This window comes from Enterococcus sp. AMC1623, from assembly GCF_058216495.1.
Genome location: NZ_CM177096.1, coordinates 1125271 through 1144081 on the forward strand (window position 1 = coordinate 1125271; position 18811 = coordinate 1144081).

Here is an 18811-nt window from a genome sequence, read left to right on the forward strand (position 1 = left end):
TTTTTATAAAATATAACGACTTAAATCTTCATCCTTGGCAATATCTGCTAATTTTTCATCAACATACGCTTCTGTAATTGTAATTTCAGCCATTTGCATATCAGAGGCTTCAAAAAGAAGGTCTTCTAAAAGTTTTTCTAAAATAGTGTGTAGACGACGAGCACCAATGTTGTCTGTATCGCGATTCACTTGGAAAGCAATCGCCGCAATGCGTTCAATTGCTTCAATTGTAAAGGTTACTTGCACATTTTCCGTACCTAATAATGCAATATATTGTTTGACTAACGCATTATTTGGCTCTTTTAAGATTTTCACGAAATCTTCAGCTGTTAAATCGTCTAGTTCCACACGAATTGGGAAACGTCCTTGTAGTTCAGGAATTAAATCACTTGGTTTTGATAAATGGAACGCGCCTGATGCAATGAATAAAATATGATCAGTTTGTAATGAGCCATATTTAGTATTGACTTGCGAGCCTTCCACGATTGGTAAAATGTCACGTTGAACACCTTCACGAGAGACTTCACCAGATTGTTGTGATTTGGAAGTTACTTTATCAATTTCATCAATAAAAATAATTCCACTTGATTCAGCTAAACGTAACGCCTCACTATGAATGTCTGCATCATTAACTAATTTAGAAGATTCTTCTTGAATTAATAGTTCACGTGCTTCTTTCACAGTAACTGTCCGTTCGACTTTCTTGCGTGGTTTCAAAGCACCTAAAGTTTCGTTTAAATCAATTCCCATTTGTTCTAACCCATTATTCATCATAGGGGCTTGCGTTTTTGGTTCGTCAATTTCAATCGTTACTTCACGCGCGTCTAGAGCACCACGTTCTAGCTGTTCAAAAATTGACTGACGGTTGACACGAATTTCATCGGTTAATTCTTCTTTAGGTTCTTCTGGTTGTTGCATTGTGTTAAACATATTCATCATCTGTTCATATGGATTTGCTGATTGTTTCTTCTCTTTTTTGATTCCTGGCACTAATACTTTAGCTAAACGACGATTGGCTTTTTTTTCTGCTTGAATACGTACGCGATTATATTGTTCTTTTTGAACAATTTGAATCGCATGTTCAACTAAATCTCGAACCATAGACTCCACATCACGACCGACATACCCAACTTCAGTAAACTTAGTTGCTTCTACCTTCACAAAAGGTGCTTGCACTACTTTGGCTAAACGTCGAGCAATTTCTGTTTTTCCGACTCCCGTTGGACCAATCATTAAAATGTTTTTAGGGGTAACTTCTTGCTGCATTTTTTCGTCTAATTGTAAACGACGATAACGGTTACGCAAAGCAACAGCTACAGATTTTTTAGCAGCGTGTTGTCCAACAATATATTGATCCAATTCAGCGACAATTTCTTTTGGTGAAATATTTTGATTCATCATAAAACTAACATTCCTCTACAATAATATTATGGTTAGTAAAGACGCAGATATCTGCGGCTATATTTAAGGCATTTTCAGCGATTTCTTTCGCTGTTAATTCATTACTAGCGTATTTTTTCATTGCGCGCGCAGCTGATAACGCATAGTTCCCACCTGATCCAATCGCTAAAATACCATCATCTGGTGCAATTACTTCTCCAGTTCCAGAAACTAATAACATTTCATTTTTATTCATAACAATCAACATCGCTTCTAATTTTTGCATTGATTGTTTCGTACGCCATTCTTGCGCTAGTTCCACAGCAGCTCGTTGCAAGTTACCGTTGTATTCATTTAATTTTCCTTCAAATTTTTCTTCTAAAGTAAACGCATCCGCTACGCTACCGGCAAAACCGACAACTACTTCACCATTATAGATTCGACGTACTTTGCGGGCAGTTCCTTTCATGACGATTTGCTCGCCCATCGTTACTTGACCATCTCCGGCCATTGCAAATTTGCCATCCTTTTCAACGGCACAAATAGTGGTTGAATGAAATTGTGATTCCATTAATACATATCCTCCTAAATAACTGTTTATTGATTTGCTCTTGGATGAAACTGTCGATAATTTTTTTGTAAACTTTCTTTCGTCACATGAGCATAAATTTGAGTAGTTGATAAATTGGCATGACCAAGCAGTTCTTGAACTGTACGCATATCAGCACCATTGTTTAGTAAATGTGTCGCAAATGTGTGTCGCAACATATGCGGATGAATTTTACTATCCAAACTACTTTTACGAATGACTTGATTAAGTGCATATTCAATTCCCGTTGAAGTAATTGGATCACCTAAACGGTTTACAAAAACAAATGCATGGTCTTTGTGATATTTTTCCATTAATAATCGGCGCCCTTGTTCAAAATATATCTGCAAGGCTTCTTGTGCATACGCCCCAAACGGAACATATCGTTCCTTGTTTCCTTTTCCGTGAATTAACAACACGCCATTTTCCCAATCGATTTGATTAACTTCTAAATTGGCACATTCACTTACACGTAAACCTGAACCATATAACACTTCTAGCAGCACGCGATTTCGCTGTTGCAAAGGTTCAGTTCCTTGAACGCTTTCAAAAAGGGCAGTCATTTCATCTTCATAGAAAAACCGAGGTAATTTAACACCCTTTTTTTTCAAATGAATATATGAAAATGGATTTTCAGAGATAACTTCTTGTTTCAGTAAATACTGATAGAAGGAACGTAAACTCGCAATTTTCCGACTAATGGTATTGCGACTATATAGTTTATCATTTAATTTTCCCAGATACATTCGAACATCGCGATGATCAATCGCTAAATAGTTTTTATTTTTATCTTTTAAAAAATCAAAAAAGACTTCCATATCTTCCTGATAAGCCTCTTGAGTTTTTTCTGAATAACCTCGTTCTACCATGAGATAGCGGAAAAATTCAGCGGGCCAATCTCTTGATACCATTGCTTTTCCCCCATTCTTGATTCTCTTAACTTTAGCATAGACCAAAAGAAAAAACAAACGAATTGTCAGAATTTAATCAATATTTCAAAGTATCTTCACAATTAAGAAAATTTGCATATAATTTTCTAAAAAATTTCTAAAACAACTTTCAGTTTTCTTTCCATTTTGTTATTTTATAGAATGCACAAAGACTGCTAAATAAGTAAATTATTTAACAGTCTTCCAATTATATTTTTATTTTTCTTCAGCTACAATTACAGGTTGTACATCGTCATGTTTTGATTCGATTGCTTGAACAATTTCTTTATTCCCTTGTTTTGTAGCCATGGTCTCATTAATTAAGCCTACTAAATCTAATCCCGTTGTTTCTTTAATTGTATCAAACGTTCGAGCTAGACCAGCTTCACCCATTTCATGTAATCCATCACCACCGCCAAAACTAACAACCTTGTCGATATTACTAATTGGTGCATTAACTTCTTTCGCAATCGCAGGTAGGACTTTAATGAATTCCATTAAAATACCAGCTTCGTTGAGTTTTTGTAATGCCAAGGCCATTTTCTCTTTGCTTTCAGCTTCGGCTTGACCAACCTTCGCAATTTTATCCGCTTCGGCTGCCCCAAGTTTTTCTACTCGTTGTGCTTCTGCTTCAGCCGCTAAGCGTACTTTTTCAGCATCAGCTTCCGCTTTCGCAATTTCTCTGGCTTTTTCAGCCAAAGCGTTTTGTTCAATAACATATTTATCCGCTTCTGCTTTCTTACGAACAGTCGCGTTCAATTCTTTCTCACTTAATTCTGCTTGTTTTTCTTGAATTTCAATATTTTTCTCTTGTTCGATTAAACGAACTTTCATTTTTTCACCAGTCGCAACTTGTTCAGCTTTCGCAACAGCAACATCTTGTTCTTGTTTGTATTGCGCTTGTTTTAACTGCATTTCTTTGGTTGCTTCAGCAATTTCTGTTTTACGACGAATTTCTTCATGCTGTGCTAACTGTTCATTTTCTGCTTGTTTAATACGTGTTTCACGCAATGCATTCGATTCAGCTACTTCAGCATTTTTCTTCACTTCAGCGATTTGCGGACGACCTAACGCATCTAAATAGCCATTTGGATCGGTCACATCTTTAATTGTAAATGAGACAATTTCTAATCCCATTTTTCGTAAGTCAGTGGATGCCACTTCTTGAACTTGTTCCGCAAAATCATCACGGTTTTTATAAATCGCTTCAACAGTCATCGTTCCTAAAATTGCACGTAAATGACCTTCTAGTACTTCTTGTGCTTCATCTTCTAATTCTTTTGTTGATTTACCTAAATATTGTTCTGCCGCTGTTTTAATAGATTCAACACTGTTTCCTACTTTAACTAATACAGTTGCACTCGCTAAAATCGGAACACCTTGTTCTGTATAAACTTCTGGCGTACCAATTTCTAATTTATGTGTTAATAAGCTTAACTTATGGGCCTTTTGAACAATCGGAATAACAAATGTTCCGCTATTCTTTAAAATTTTAATTCCTTCTTTACCTAAAAAAGAACCCGTCACAATTAGTGCTTCATCAGGCTTTCCAATACGGTAACGAACCATCAGAAAAGCTAAAATTGCAATTACAGCAATGATTCCCCACAATATAGGACTACTCAAGATTTCTAACATATACAACACTCTCCTCTTTAAAATTGATTACTTTTAACGACTAGGGCAATCCCCTTTTCATCAAAATCAATAATTAACACTTTTGTACCACTTGGTAAAACGACGTCGCTGTTTCGATCTTCCTCACGATAAAATTTAGCTGGGTAAACCGAGATGGCAGATTCACTCCCAATTTCAATTACTTCACCGATTGAATTTCCTCGAAGTCGCGTAGTCAATTCGCCAATTAAATAATCATTTTCTCCTAACACATTGCTTTTATTTTTATCAGTTAATTGATTATATAAAAACATTAATGGAAAAAAAATGAGTGCAAATAATAAATATAATGCAAAAATAACGAGAAGAAAAAATAGCAACCATAATAATGCTCGTATAGCTACCGGTTGACTAGCTCTAAAATGATTTAGTTGTTCAATAAAACCAAACATTCGATTTCCCACCTTCCGTTATTTCATAATTTAATGATAGCGTATTCCTTGAAAAGGTTCAAGAATATTCCTAAAGATAGTCCTTAAGACTGATAAAAACACCGAACCATTTTTACATTGGTTCGGTGTTTTTTTAATGATTAATTTCTGATTTTTTTGCTTCTAAGCTTTCTAATGCACGATTTGCAATTGCTTCATAACGTGATTTTTTATCTTTAATGCGTTCTGGTAATTCAGGGAATAAACCAAAATTTGCATTCATCGGTTGGAAATGTTTGCCAGAAGCATGTGTAATGTAATACGACATACTACCGATTGCTGTTTCTTGTGGGAAAGTAATTAATTCTTCCTCTTTCGCCATACGTGCAGCATTGATTCCTGCTACTAAACCACTTGCGGCGCTCTCAACATATCCTTCAACACCTGTCATTTGACCAGCAAAAAATAGATCATCACGTAAACGTGATTGATACGTTTGTTGTAATAACTCTGGTGAATTCATAAAGCTATTGCGATGCATTACCCCATAACGAACGATATCTGCATTTTCTAAACCAGGAATCATGCGGAAAACACGTTTTTGTTCGCCCCATTTTAAATGAGTTTGGAAACCAACAATGTTGTATAACGAAGCAACGGCATTATCTTGACGTAATTGAATGACTGCATATGGACGTTTGCCTGTTTTTGGATCTTCTAATCCAACAGGTTTTAATGGACCAAATAACATTGTTTTACGGCCACGTTTTGCCATAACTTCAATTGGCATGCAACCTTCAAAGAATTTTTCTTTTTCAAATTCTTTTAATGGTGCAACTTCGGCAGCTACTAGCTCATCATAAAAAGCGTTAAACTCTTCTTCTGTCATTGGACAGTTTAAATATGCTGCTTCACCTTTGTCATAACGAGATTTCAAATATACTTTATCCATATCAATCGTTGCTTTATCGATAATTGGAGCTGCTGCATCGTAGAAATAAAAACCTTCTGAACCATTAAAATCTTTAATAGCTTGTGCTAAAGGTGCTGAGGTTAATGGACCTGTCGCAATTATGGTAATCCCCTCTGGAATATCAGTAATTTCTTCTTCAACCACTGTAACTAATGGATGGTCTTTCACACGTTTTGTAATTAATTCTGAAAAAGAATCTCGGTCAACCGCTAAAGCTCCACCAGCCGGCACAGAAGTTTGATCCGCTGAAGTAATCACAACAGAATCTAAACGGCGCATTTCTTCTTTTAAAACACCAACAGCATTTGCTAAGCTATTTCCGCGGAGTGAATTTGAACAAACTAGTTCAGCAAAGTTTCCTGTATGATGTGCTTCTGTTGATTTTTTAGGGCGCATTTCAAACAAACGAACAGGTACTCCAGCTTGGGCTACTTGCCAAGCTGCCTCGCTTCCAGCTAAACCAGCACCAATAATATTTACGGTTTTCATTATAAAACTCCTTTAAGATGAAAAGAATCCATCTTTTTTCTATTTTTGTACATCTTCTTCATAGTCACCGTTTGGACAAACAATTTGTTTGCCACCTTTGACTTTTTTCTCTACTAAATAATGATCACATTTTGGACAATTTCGGCCAATTGGTTTGTCCCAAGAAGTAAATTCACATTCAGGATAACGATCACACCCATAGAAGATACGATTTTTCTTAGATTTTCTTTCCACAACTTGTCCTTTATGACAGATGGGACACTCCACACCAATTTCTTTAACAATCGGTTTTGTATTGCGACAATCAGGAAAATTACTACACGCATAAAACTTCCCGTATCGTCCCAATTTAATAACCATTGGATGTCCACATAATTCACAATCAAAGCCTGCAGGTTCATCCTTTATTTGGATTTTTTCGATTTTCTCTTCTGCTGTTACTAATTCTTTCTCAAATGGTCGATAGAATCGGTCAACAACTTTAATCCAATCTTCTTTACCTTCTTCTACTTTATCTAAATTGTCTTCCATCTCAGCTGTAAAATGAACATCGACAATTTGCGGGAAGAAATCTTCAATAAGCGTATTGACGATTTCACCTAATTCAGTTGGTTCAAAACGTTTTTGTGCCAATTTCACATAATACCGACGTTGAATCGTTTCTAGGGTTGGAGCGTAAGTAGATGGTCGACCAACACCGTTTTCTTCCAATGTACGAATTAAGGTAGCTTCACTAAATCGTGCAGGTGGTTGTGTAAAGTGTTGTTTTGGTTCGATATCTACAGATTGAACAATCTCGCCAATTTCTAGCTCTGGCAAAATGTTTTCTTTGTCCTCTTTCCCATCATCGCGACCTTCAACATATACTTGCATAAACCCTTTAAATTTTACTTTTGAACCATTCGCAATAAATTGCACACCATTATGATCCAATGTCACTTTCATTGTATCTAAAATCGCTGGCGTCATTTGACTTGCTACAAAACGTGACCAAATTAAAGAATATAATTTTAATTGATCTTTGTCTAGATATTTCGCCATCTCATCTGGTGTACGCAATGCACTAGTTGGACGAATTGCTTCATGGGCATCTTGAGCACCTTGCGCATTTTTCAATTTTTTGACATCATGCGCTGCGAATTCTTTTCCATAAGTTGATTCGATAAAGTCCGTCACTTCAGCTTTTGCAGAATCTGAGATACGTTTTGAATCGGTACGCATATAAGTGATTAAACCGACTGTCCCTTGACGTCCTAATGAAATTCCTTCATATAGTTGTTGGGCAACCATCATTGTTTTACGTGTTCTAAAGTTTAGTTTGCGCGCTGCCTCTTGTTGCAAACTACTCGTAGTAAACGGCGCTGCTGGGTTGCGTTTACGTTCTTTTTTCTCAACGTTTTTTACTTCATAATCTTTGCCTGTAATACGGCTAGTAACTTCTTTCACGCTTTCCGCATTTGGCAATTTCTTTTTCTTACCATCAATTCCCCAGAAGTTAGCTTTGAATTTCTTGCGTCCCTTTTTGAAATTCCCGTCAATACTCCAGTATTCTTCTGGTTTAAAATCACGAATTTCTTTTTCACGGTCAATAATAATTTTTAAAGCGACTGACTGAACACGTCCTGCACTCAAACCTTTTTTAACTTTACGCCACAAAATAGGACTAATGGAATAACCGACTAAACGGTCTAATACCCGACGTGCTTGTTGCGCATCCACTAAGTCTACATCAATTGTGCGCGGTTCTTTAAACGCTGCTTTTACTGCATCTTTGGTAATTTCATTAAAAACCACACGATTTTTTTCATTTAAGTCTAAATTCAATAAATGGGCTAAATGCCAAGCAATGGCTTCCCCTTCTCTATCCGGGTCACTTGCAAGATACACTTTTTGTGCTTTTTTTGCTGCTGAGCGGAGACTTTTAATGACATCGCCTTTTCCACGAATGGAAATATAATGTGGTTCATAATTATTTTCAACATCGATTCCCATTTTACTTTTTGGTAAATCACGAATATGTCCCACACTGGCAACAACTTTGTAATTTCGACCAAGATACTTCTCAATCGTTTTTGCTTTCGCTGGTGATTCCACAATCACCAAATATTTATAGGCCATGCACAAATGGCTCCTTCCTAAGAAAATTTCCTACTATATAAAGTGCTATCAATTAACAATAAATCGTAGCCTATCATATCTATAAGAAAATCTTTTGTCAAGGAGAGACATACGCACACTTTCAAAAAATAACTTAATATTTCGGAAGTTCGTCAAAAATATCCTGCACAGTATAGACACATTTTGCTCCGTCTTGAATCAAATGATGACAACCATTTGACTGTCCACTGACAATTTCTCCAGGAATAGCAAAAACTTCTTTTCCGTACTCCAACGCCAACTGTGCGGTAATCAAGGAACCACTTCGTTCTTTCGCTTCAATGACGCAGGTTCCTTGTGTTAAAGCCGCGATAATTCGATTGCGCATGGGGAAATGATGTTTTTGTACGCCAACGCCATGAGGGTATTCACTTAAAATCAAATGATTCTTTCGCATTTCTACAAATAAGCTACTAACTTCTCTTGGGTAACACAAATCTAAACCACAACCAACAATTCCAATGGTATTTCCTCCTGAAAGAATGGCTGCTTCATGGCTACAACGATCGACACCCTTTGCTAAACCACTGACAACGACAATGTTTTTTTCAACAATTTTAGGAACAAAACTATTCAACACCTGTATGGCATAAGATGTCGCTTGCCGTGCACCGACAATTGCTAATTTAGGATACTGTAACAATGATACGTTCCCCACATAAAATAAAATTAACGGTTGCTGATACAATTGCTTCAATTCTATCGGATAATCTTCAGCCAACCAGGTGACAAATTGTTGTTTGGCGGCCTGTTCTACTAACCAAGATTCTGAAATAGCCTGCCAACTTTTTTTGAATTGTTCTTTGAATCGCTGAATACCTGCAATGCGTATAATTTCATCCATTGAAAAAATTTCCTGTTGCAATTCCTCTGCACACCTCACAACTTTCCATTTACCGATTAGTCCGATTCCTCTACAATAAGTTAATTTAAAAATTAATCTCTCAAGTTTACTGAGCTGCCAAAAGTTCAAACTTTTCCGCCTCCTTTTCTTCTCATCTAAAAATACGCAAAAATATTCCCAACTTTTTTACACACAAAAAACTTGAGTCCCTTTGTAAAAACGTTTATGATTGACGTTGTGTAAAATAAATGACAAATTTTATCCATATTCGTAGAAAAGGAGTGATAGATATGGCAATTCAATGGTTTCCTGGTCATATGGCAAAAGCGAAACGAGAAGTAAGCGAAAAATTAAAATACGTGGATATTGTTTTTGAATTAGTTGACGGACGACTACCTTTAGCATCTCGTAACCCTATGCTTGACCAAATTCTTCAACAAAAACCACGCCTTGTTTTAATTAACAAAGCTGACCTTGCTGATCCTAATCAAACAAAACAGTGGGAAAAATATTTTATTGAGAAAGGTTTTTCCGTTTTAGCAATTAATGCCCAAGAAAATAAAGGAGTCAAAGCGATTGTTGCAAAAGCTAAAGAAGCCCTCAAAGCAAAATTAGAACGCGATCGCAATCGTGGTCTAAAACCACGTGCTATTCGTGCAATGGTTATAGGCATTCCAAACGTTGGAAAATCAACACTCTTAAACCGATTAGCTGGCAAAAAAATTGCTCAAACAGGAAACAAACCTGGCGTAACTAAAGGACAACAATGGATTCGTTATGGAAGTGAATTAGAATTATTAGATACTCCTGGAATCTTATGGCCAAAATTTGAAGATCAAGAAATCGGCAAAAAACTTGCATTAACAGGTGCTATCAAAGACCAACTTTTGCATTTAGATGATATTGCCATTTATGGACTGGATTTCTTTGCGCGTTACTATCCAAAGCAATTGGTTCAACGTTATCATTTATCAGAAGAAGAACTCTCACAATTAGGTCCTGAACTGTTGATGACAATTACTGAAAAATTAGGCTTTCGCGATAATTACGAACGGGGAAGTGAACGGGTCATTCATGACATTCGTCAAGGAAAATTAGGAAGATATACATTAGATCGTTGTGAAGAATTTGGAGTGGGACTTGATGAAGATTGAATCTATTGCGACGATTAAAGAACAACTACAATCTCTTTCATCTTTAGACGATCCCTATGTGGTAAGCTTGCGTCAAGATTCACGATTAGGCGTTCAAAAATTATTGACACAGCTTGAAAAACGCTTAGAAAAAGAGGCACAACTCAAAACAAAGTATACTGAAATGCAGTTATTTGAACATGCTTGTTATGACCAAGGGCATATGCTAATAGCGGGTATCGATGAAGTGGGTCGTGGCCCTTTAGCAGGTCCAGTGGTTGCCGCAGCAGTGATTTTACCACAGCACTGTGAAATTTTAGGTTTAAACGATTCCAAGCAACTGTCTGAAAAAAAACGGGAATTACTTGCAAAAGAAATTAAGGAGCAAGCAATTGCTATCGGAATCGGAATCCTTTCACCTGAAGAAATTGATACCTTGAATATTTATCAAGCAAGTAAACAAGCGATGATGCAAGCAGTCGCCCAATTAACACTGCAACCTGAGCATTTATTAATTGATGCGATGACTTTAGAGTTACCTTTTCCTCAAGAAAAAATTATTAAAGGGGATGCGCGTTCTATTTCAATTGCTGCAGCAAGTATCATTGCAAAAGTTTATCGGGATAATTTAATGAAGGATTATCACAAATTATATCCACATTATGGCTTTGATAAAAATGCTGGTTACGGAACAAAAATTCACCTTGATGGGCTCGCAACACATGGAATCACACCAATTCATCGCAAAACGTTTGCTCCTGTCAAGCAATATCTTTCATAAAAAAGCACCCTTCTCGAACTTGAGAAAGGTGTTTTTTCTCTATTAAATTAAATGACTGTCTTTTAATAATTCTTCAATAAACGTTCCTTCGACTTTTTTCAACCCGCGTTTTTCTAACACTTTAATTAACCAAGGAACGGGCATATCCGTAATTTTTTTACCATCCATTAAACGATTCGTTGAAGATAATAAGGTGCGAATATCATAGGCTGACGCAAAGACTTCTGGTACACCTCGATCAACTTTTAATAGGCTATACACGGCTTCCATTGCGGTACGGACGGAATATTCTGTGGTAAAAACTGTATCTCGTTCGGTCTCGCTAAAGTTTCCAATAAAAGCTAAATTTTTAGAGCCTTCTGGAACTACTAGCGGACGGTCTCCGTTAGCACGAGGCATAAAATAAGACGTAATGTAAGGCATATAGCAAGGAATTGTATTTGCTGAATGACGAGCTAAGTCAGGAATTATTTCCACTGGTACACCTAAATGATATAACCATTCTTGTGCGATTTCATTTCCTGAACATTCCGTAATTTTTTTCTTAATAAAATCACCTTTTTTATCCGAAAGTAAGCCATAAATCCACACGACTAATTGATCTTTAGGTTGATTTTTAAAATGTGGTTGTCGATTTAGGGTATAACTCATTAGCCATCCAGAATCCTTAACTGTAACGATTCCGCCAGTGACAACTTTGCCAGCATAAGGATCACGTTTGCTAATTTTTTCGATATATGGCGCTATTTTATCATCAAGCGTCGTTAAAGTTGCAGAAACAAACCAACTTTCTTCAGGTAAATTTTCACAGAACTTACTAGGACTACCTAATGCTGGGTCTTGTTTCGCTAAATTTTGCCATAACTGCCAGCTGCCACCGGGCTCATGAGTAATAGGGGCTGGGTGATCATTATCCCCATATGTCGTACTTTCAGTAATGCTACCATTCGTTACAAAGACTAAATCATCTGTCGTTAAAGACACACGTTGTTCTTCACCATTCACTTCAAGAATCAATTCTTTTGCTATTAATTCCTTTTCACGTTCCACGATAATATTTTTTACCATAGTATCATATTGGAAATGCACATGATGCGCTTCTAAATAGCGAACCAATGGTAAGACTAATGATTCATATTGGTTATATTTTGTAAATTTCAAAGCAGATAAATCTGGTAACCCATCAATATGATGGATGAAACGCATAATATAACGACGCATTTCCATTGCTGAATGCCATTTTTCAAAAGCAAACATGGTTGACCAATACGTCCAAAAGTTGGATTCAAAAAATTCTTCTGAAAAGACATCTGTAATTTTTTTATCTTGTAAACTATCTTCTGTCATAAGAAACAAACGAACAATCTCTTCTGAAGCTTGATCAGATAATGTAAATTTACCGTCTGTTGGAATACGTTCGCCACGGTTTTCAATCACACGACAATTAGAAGAATTCGGATCTTCTTTATTTAACCAATAAAATTCATCTAACACCGAAGCATCTTCCACTTCAAGAGAGGGCACTGAACGGAATAAATCCCACAGACATTCAAAGTGATTTTCCATCTCGCGTCCACCACGAATAATAAATCCTTTTGTTGGATCTAAAATACCATCCAAGCTTCCCCCAGCAAGGGGTAGTTCCTCGAGAATGTGAATATTTTCTCCTTTCATTTGGCCATCGCGTACTAAAAAAGCAGCTGCTGCCAAGGACGCTAAACCGGATCCAACTAAATAAGCTTGTTTACGATCGACATTTTCTGGTTTTTTTGGACGAGCAAACGCTTCATAATTTCCATTACTTCGATACATAGAAACATCTTCTTTCATTAAATTGTTAAATACAAATTTATTATGAAATTTTTCCTTAAATTTAACAATCAAAAACCCTTCAAACTTGTACGACAAATTACGTTTTTTGTCAAAAAAATGACGGTGATTTACATAAAAAAACTATCTAAATAATTGAGACATTGCGCTCAATTATTTAGATAGTGCATGTTTAAACAAGCCTAATTCATAGCTTCTAAATAAACTTAATATGTGTAAATGGATAATAGACAAAACGAGCCTTACCTAAAATGTTTTCTTCAGAAATTGCACCAAATGAGCGACTATCTTTAGATAAACGTCGATTGTCTCCAATAACAAAATAGCTGTCTTTTCCTAATTTTTCTACACCCATCAATTCTTCAAATTTAAAGTCATAGGTGAAAGGAATCGGCTCATCATTTTCTGCCAAGTTTTTCTCTAAGAAAGGTTCATTAACTTGTTTACCATTAATATACAGTTTATCGTCTGCATAACTAACAGATTCTCCAGGTAGACCAATTACCCGTTTAATATACGTTGTTCCATCTGATAGTTGAAAAACAATAATATCAAAACGTTTGATCTCAGAAATCTTTTCAACAACAACCATATCTCCTTGCTGTAAAGTTGTCTCCATAGAATTTCCTTCAACAGGAACTGGAATCAATAGAAATCCCCGAATCATTATAGCCAGTGCTCCGGCAACAAAAGTATATTTCAAAATCATCCAAACTATTTCAAAAAAGCGGTCTTTGTTTACTGTTTTCATTGTTTCGACTCTTTCGTCAATACTTCAACTGCTTTCTCGTACATTTGATCGGACTTGCGCAGTTGGTCTGTTATTTTCAATTCAATAACCACTGCTGTTTCGGCATCTACTTCTCCGGTTTCTTTTAACTTATTGGATGATTGGAAATCTTTGACCGCTTGTTCTGTTGCATCATTAAAGGTATTGCCTTCTGTTTGATATGCCAATACATGTAAGAATGTATTTAAATTTTCTACGTCTTCGGAGGTCATTCCTTTTTTTAACGTTTCATTTTTCGGTAATGGTGGTAGGTAGGCATACTCTGGAAAATCAACTTCAATCGTCGGTTTTAATCCTTTTTCATTAATCCATTCACCAGATGGCGTTAACCACTTTTGAACCGTCATTTTCAGCTCACTCTGGTCTCCAAAACCATTCACTGCTTGAACGGTCCCTTTTCCAAAAGTTTTGGTGCCAATTACAGGTACATTAGCGGATTCTTTTAACGCTGCTGCAAAAATTTCTGAGGCTGAAGCACTGCCACCATCGACTAATACTGCAACAGGTTCCGTCACCTTAAACCCACCGTCTAAGTCACTAGATGCTTTACTGGAACCGACAATTTGGTCATCCGTTTCAAATTGAACAATCGTTTGACCATCTTCTAAAAACATACTTGCCATAGCTTCAACTTGACTTAAATAACCACCAGGATTTTGTCTTAAATCAATGATAAATGATTGTGCCCCTTCTTTGCGCAACTTTTCAATTGCCTCTTGTAACTCACGTGCAGTACTTTCATTAAAACTAGCAATTTGAATCTTACCAATCGTCGGTTGGTTTTCATCCATTTCTGCGATTAAAGAAGCAATTGGAATTTTTCCACGAGTAATTTCAACATCAAATGTTTTGTCTGCCCGCTGAATGGTTAACGTTACTTGTGTACCTTTTTCGCCACGAATCGACTGTACCACTTCATTTAAGGTTTGCCCAATGGTTTCTTTTCCATCCACTTTTAAAATTTTATCATGAACTTTTAAGCCAGCTTTTTCAGCAGGACTGTCTTTGACTGGGGCTTGTGCAACTTCAGGTAAATTATCAACTAAAGTCAGTGTTGCACCGATGCCTTCAAAACTATCAGCTAACGAATTTGACAATTGCTCTGCTTCTTCTTTGCCCAAATAAGTTGTATACGGATCATTTAATGCTTCAGTCATGCCTTTAAGGGCTCCTTCAATCAGCGTATCTTTATCAACTTTTTGATAATAATCTTCTTGTAATGTACGATACAAGGTATGAACTTTTTGTAGTTCATCTTCTTCCTCTGAAGCTAATGTGACTCCTGAATTGTTGGCAATATATACGCCGCCACCAGAAATAACCGCTACACAAATGAGTGATATAATATATCTATGAAAAGGTATTTGTTTATTTTGCATGTGTTTCCTCCATTTTTATACCATGAGTATTTCTATACTTTGCATCATACCACAAGAAAAAAGAAGACGGTACAAAAGTCTATTATGACTTTTCCGCCTTCTTTACTTATGCATTATTTTCTAAATATTTTTCCCAAATTCGATCAAAAATATCCATGTTTTCTAAATAATTAACATTCATTTCTAAGTAATTAGAAATTTCATCATAATTGTCTGTATGCTTAGGAAATTGAATATCATGACTTGCATCGGTTGCAAAAATTTGTTCTTCATCTGTATGACTCGGTCCTTTCAACGTCATCAAATACTGATAAAAGCTTCTTCTCATATACTCACCAGTTCTCTTTTAAAAATGCTTCTCTTCGGGCATGACTACGCTCAAAGTTCGTTGGATTTTTCTTATAATAGTCTTGATGATACAATTCTGCTGGATAAAACGGTTGCGCTGATTCAATACTTGTCACAATCGGTTTATCAAAACGGCCAGAATCCTGTAAGGCTTGCTTACTTTCTTCGGCGATTTTCTTTTGTTCGTCATTAAAGTAGAAAATCACTGGACGGTAATTGTCTCCACGGTCTTCAAATTGACCAAATGCATCGGTTGGATCTGTTTGTTGCCAGTAGATTTCTACTAAATCTTTAAACGAAATCAATTCTGGGTCAAAAATAATTTCCACTGCTTCTGTGTGTCCAGTTGTATGACTACACACTTGCTCATACGTTGGATTCTCCACATGACCACCTGTATAACCTGACAGTACTGAATGAATTCCTGGTAGTTCATCAAAAGGTTGTATCATACACCAAAAACAACCTCCTGCAAAAATAGCTCTTTCCATCTTTGTCACTCCTTTTCTTTGGATTCAGGTAAATATAAGCTCACTTGAATCTCATCATCAACCAAATTTATTTTATCTGCTTTTAAGAACAGACCGTTTTGCATACGGAATTGATCTAATCGCAACATAACTGTCTCTTCTTTAGGATTGATCTCAATCCATTTGGGCATATCGTAGTTTCTTTGAATCATTTTCATGACTTCGGTAATCGGTACGCCAAGTGTCCCAATTGATAAACTTTTTGCTTTCAATTGCACATTCCCATTATCCATCACATACGGATCAAAATAAAGATAAAATGTTACTGGAAAACCTAAAATTTTAAATTCACCCGTCAATAATGCTTCATTTTCCAAACGAAATTCATATTTGACATCTGTATCTTGTTGATATTCATCTAAATAAAAATCAATCAGTGAATTAATTTGTTCTTTATTACTACGAATATTTAAAACTGGACTGCCTTCACGTTCAACCAATTCAGGAATATCATGTTTTGTAAAATCTCTTTTTTCAGTAATTCGTGTGAATAAAAAAATACTGCTACCTATTACAATACCAATTAATACAAAAAAAGCAACTTTCCATTTATTCCATTCTTTCCACGAAAAAGTTTTTTTGGTGCTTGGTTTTTCTTCGGGGGTCATCTACTCACTCTCCTTTAGTAACCATTCATTTTTAGTGCTGATTAGTTCATCTTTAACTGCTTTAGCCATCAATTGATAACCAATATTATTCGGATGGAATTTATCTTTATCATACAACACATTATTTTTAACAATATTCAAATCATTGCCTGTTTCTCTAGAGCTATCTTCTGTTTGAACTGTGATTGCAGGCTCGCCTAATCCAGAAGCAATCAACTCATTAATTGGAATAAAATAGACATTTTCATTTTCTTCAACAATTTCTTTCGTCCCTTCATTCCAATTATCTACAATCGTCTGCATATCTGTAATCTCTGGAAAATTGACATAAAACGGATTATACACCCCGACCACATAAATAGGTGCATGAGGATTTAAATTTCGTAACTCTGTTAATAGCTCAGTTAATTGCGTTTGATATTTCTTTAAAGGTTTCTCAAAAGTCTTCATTGACAAACCAAAGATGTTATTTTGAATGACTTTCATTAAATCATTTCCACCAACAGTTAACGTGATAATGTCGGATTCTGCCATATTGTTCTGAATCTCAGTTTCCTTTTTTAAACGTTTATAAATTTGGTCACTACGTTCACCTGCGACACCATAATTCTCAACTTCGACACTGGTTAACTGAAATTCTTCTTGTAAATCATTGGCGACAATCGGTACAAAACCGCCACGTTTCGTATCATCACCCACGCCTTCTGTTAAGGAATCCCCTAAAGCAGTATAACGAATCGTTTCTTTGTATTTTTCTGTAGCAACTTGGCTTGTCCCATTTAACCGTGGTTGAACTTTAGGAAAAGCTTGTTGAAGGACCAAAAAAGTCAAAAATGCCAGTAAAAAAACCACAATAATTGGTCCTATTATTTTTTGAATCTTCACGTTTGCGTCCCTCCATCTTCTGATTTCTCTGCTATTTTATCAGAAAATAATAAAAAAACATACTAAGCGTTCTTTTAATAAACTATTTTTAAACAAAAAACACCTAAAATGAAATACGCCTCTAAGTTAGATTGTTCGATCTAACCTAGAAGCGTACATTCAAATGAACTTCTTCGACTATTCTGTATAATACATAATCGCAAATGCGCCTTCACCTGTATGCGTAGCAATAATTGGTGTGGTATGCAACAAACAAATATCCATTTTAGGGAAGATTTCTTGCAATTCACGTTTGAATTTTTCAGATTGCTCTAACCCACCTGCATAGGAAATTCCTATTTGCTTGACTGCTGGATTATTTTTTAACTCATTTTTTAGTTCTTCAAACCATTTGTTAAATGTCTTGACACCACGGCCTTTAACGACTGGAATTAATTCAGAATTTTTTAATTCCATAATAACACGCATATTTAGAAAACTAGACAGCATTCCTTTTGCACGACTGATTCGACCACCTTTTACTAGATTTTCCAATGTCGATAAGCCAATAAATAGTTTTGTATTGCTTAAAATATTTTGAACAACTGGTAAAACTTCATTTAAGCTTTTTCCTTCTTGTGCTAATTCTGCTGCTCGAATCACTGCAAAAGATAGTCCTTGGTCTGTCATATCAGTTTCTACAACTGTTACGTTACTTTTTGAAAGGTTACTTGCTTGTCTAGCAGCCTCAACCGTTCCACTTAATGCTTTGGTCATATGAATAGATAAAATTTCACTACCATCTTTTCCTAATTCATCATATAATTCAGCAAATTCACCGATTGGCGGTTGACTGGTCTTTGGTAACTCTTTGGAAGTTGACATCATTTCCATGAATTTTTCTCCAGGTAGCTGATCGTCATCACGATACACCACACCATCAATCATCACTGATAATGGCACTACATGAATATTCAACTGATCTCTCACACTTTTTTTCATTGTACAAGATGAATCAGTAACTATCTTAAGATTTCCCATTCTTCTTTCACTCTCTCTTTAACACTGGTCCTGTTTCGTGTTAGAATACTAATGAACCATTTCTTCCCTTTAGTATAACAAACAAAAATTAATTTTTC

At 35.9% G+C, this 18811-nt stretch carries 18 protein-coding genes; 2 read left to right on the top strand and 16 right to left on the bottom strand.

The annotated features are described in order from the left end of the window. Positions 1-3 precede the first annotated feature (3 nt). The 8 genes from hslU to dprA all read right to left on the bottom strand — a co-directional run bounded on the left by hslU (position 4) and on the right by dprA (position 9409). Positions 4-1401 carry an ATP-dependent protease ATPase subunit HslU gene (hslU, locus tag AC4BC7_RS05580; protein ID WP_279381649.1) on the bottom strand — a complete coding sequence of 466 codons (1398 nt, stop codon included), beginning with the start codon at positions 1399-1401 and terminating at the stop codon, positions 4-6. A 4-nt stretch (positions 1402-1405) separates the two neighbouring features. After that, complete coding sequence (hslV, locus tag AC4BC7_RS05585) at positions 1406-1951, bottom strand: ATP-dependent protease subunit HslV (protein ID WP_016174782.1); 546 nt, start codon at positions 1949-1951, stop codon at positions 1406-1408. A 26-nt stretch (positions 1952-1977) separates the two neighbouring features. Then, positions 1978-2880: a tyrosine recombinase XerC gene (xerC, locus tag AC4BC7_RS05590; protein ID WP_207940891.1), complete on the bottom strand. Its 903-nt coding sequence runs from the start codon at positions 2878-2880 to the stop codon at positions 1978-1980. Positions 2881-3114: 234 nt separating this feature from the next. Next, positions 3115-4536, bottom strand: coding sequence for a flotillin family protein (locus tag AC4BC7_RS05595; protein ID WP_207940892.1), 1422 nt, complete (start codon positions 4534-4536; stop codon positions 3115-3117). Between the two features lie 17 nt (positions 4537-4553). Then, complete coding sequence (locus AC4BC7_RS05600; RefSeq protein WP_207940893.1) at positions 4554-4967, bottom strand: hypothetical protein; 414 nt, start codon at positions 4965-4967, stop codon at positions 4554-4556. A gap of 133 nt (positions 4968-5100) precedes the next feature. Continuing rightward, entirely contained in the window at positions 5101-6408 is a 1308-nt protein-coding gene (gene trmFO, locus AC4BC7_RS05605) for an FADH(2)-oxidizing methylenetetrahydrofolate--tRNA-(uracil(54)-C(5))-methyltransferase TrmFO (protein ID WP_207940894.1), read from the bottom strand. Positions 6409-6447: 39 nt separating this feature from the next. Further along, positions 6448-8526: a type I DNA topoisomerase gene (topA, locus tag AC4BC7_RS05610; RefSeq protein ID WP_207940895.1), complete on the bottom strand. Its 2079-nt coding sequence runs from the start codon at positions 8524-8526 to the stop codon at positions 6448-6450. A 133-nt stretch (positions 8527-8659) separates the two neighbouring features. Next, on the bottom strand, positions 8660-9409 hold the full coding sequence (gene dprA, locus AC4BC7_RS05615) for a DNA-processing protein DprA (RefSeq protein ID WP_339076389.1): 750 nt from the start codon (positions 9407-9409) through the stop codon (positions 8660-8662). A gap of 290 nt (positions 9410-9699) precedes the next feature. Between dprA and ylqF the strand changes: the two genes are divergently transcribed. Further along, positions 9700-10563 carry a ribosome biogenesis GTPase YlqF gene (gene ylqF / locus AC4BC7_RS05620; RefSeq protein ID WP_207940897.1) on the top strand — a complete coding sequence of 288 codons (864 nt, stop codon included), beginning with the start codon at positions 9700-9702 and terminating at the stop codon, positions 10561-10563. Then, entirely contained in the window at positions 10553-11323 is a 771-nt protein-coding gene (rnhB, locus tag AC4BC7_RS05625) for a ribonuclease HII (protein WP_490504091.1), read from the top strand. Before ylqF ends, rnhB begins: the two co-directional genes overlap by 11 nt. A gap of 42 nt (positions 11324-11365) precedes the next feature. On the opposite strand, the gene AC4BC7_RS05630 is transcribed toward rnhB, so the two are convergent. The 8 genes from AC4BC7_RS05630 to AC4BC7_RS05665 form a co-directional block, all read right to left on the bottom strand. Next, a complete protein-coding gene (locus AC4BC7_RS05630; RefSeq protein WP_490504093.1) occupies positions 11366-13135 on the bottom strand; it encodes an oleate hydratase in 1770 nt (589 codons plus the stop codon). A gap of 214 nt (positions 13136-13349) precedes the next feature. Continuing rightward, positions 13350-13904 carry a signal peptidase I gene (gene lepB, locus AC4BC7_RS05635; RefSeq protein ID WP_207940900.1) on the bottom strand — a complete coding sequence of 185 codons (555 nt, stop codon included), beginning with the start codon at positions 13902-13904 and terminating at the stop codon, positions 13350-13352. Continuing rightward, positions 13901-15322 carry a S41 family peptidase gene (locus tag AC4BC7_RS05640; RefSeq protein ID WP_207940901.1) on the bottom strand — a complete coding sequence of 474 codons (1422 nt, stop codon included), beginning with the start codon at positions 15320-15322 and terminating at the stop codon, positions 13901-13903. The genes lepB and AC4BC7_RS05640 overlap by 4 nt, the downstream gene beginning before the upstream one ends. A gap of 106 nt (positions 15323-15428) precedes the next feature. Then, complete coding sequence (locus AC4BC7_RS05645; RefSeq protein ID WP_207940902.1) at positions 15429-15650, bottom strand: YozE family protein; 222 nt, start codon at positions 15648-15650, stop codon at positions 15429-15431. Between the two features lie 4 nt (positions 15651-15654). Beyond that, the gene (gene msrA / locus AC4BC7_RS05650; RefSeq protein WP_207940903.1) at positions 15655-16161 is read right to left on the bottom strand and encodes a peptide-methionine (S)-S-oxide reductase MsrA; all 507 of its coding nucleotides are present in this window, start codon (positions 16159-16161) and stop codon (positions 15655-15657) included. Positions 16162-16166: 5 nt separating this feature from the next. Next, positions 16167-16808, bottom strand: a complete 642-nt coding sequence (locus AC4BC7_RS05655) for a YpmS family protein (RefSeq protein ID WP_207940904.1) — start codon at positions 16806-16808, stop codon at positions 16167-16169. Continuing rightward, on the bottom strand, positions 16809-17693 hold the full coding sequence (locus AC4BC7_RS05660; RefSeq protein ID WP_207940905.1) for a GDSL-type esterase/lipase family protein: 885 nt from the start codon (positions 17691-17693) through the stop codon (positions 16809-16811). A 177-nt stretch (positions 17694-17870) separates the two neighbouring features. Beyond that, positions 17871-18713, bottom strand: a complete 843-nt coding sequence (locus AC4BC7_RS05665; protein WP_207940906.1) for a DegV family protein — start codon at positions 18711-18713, stop codon at positions 17871-17873. Positions 18714-18811: the final 98 nt, after the last annotated feature.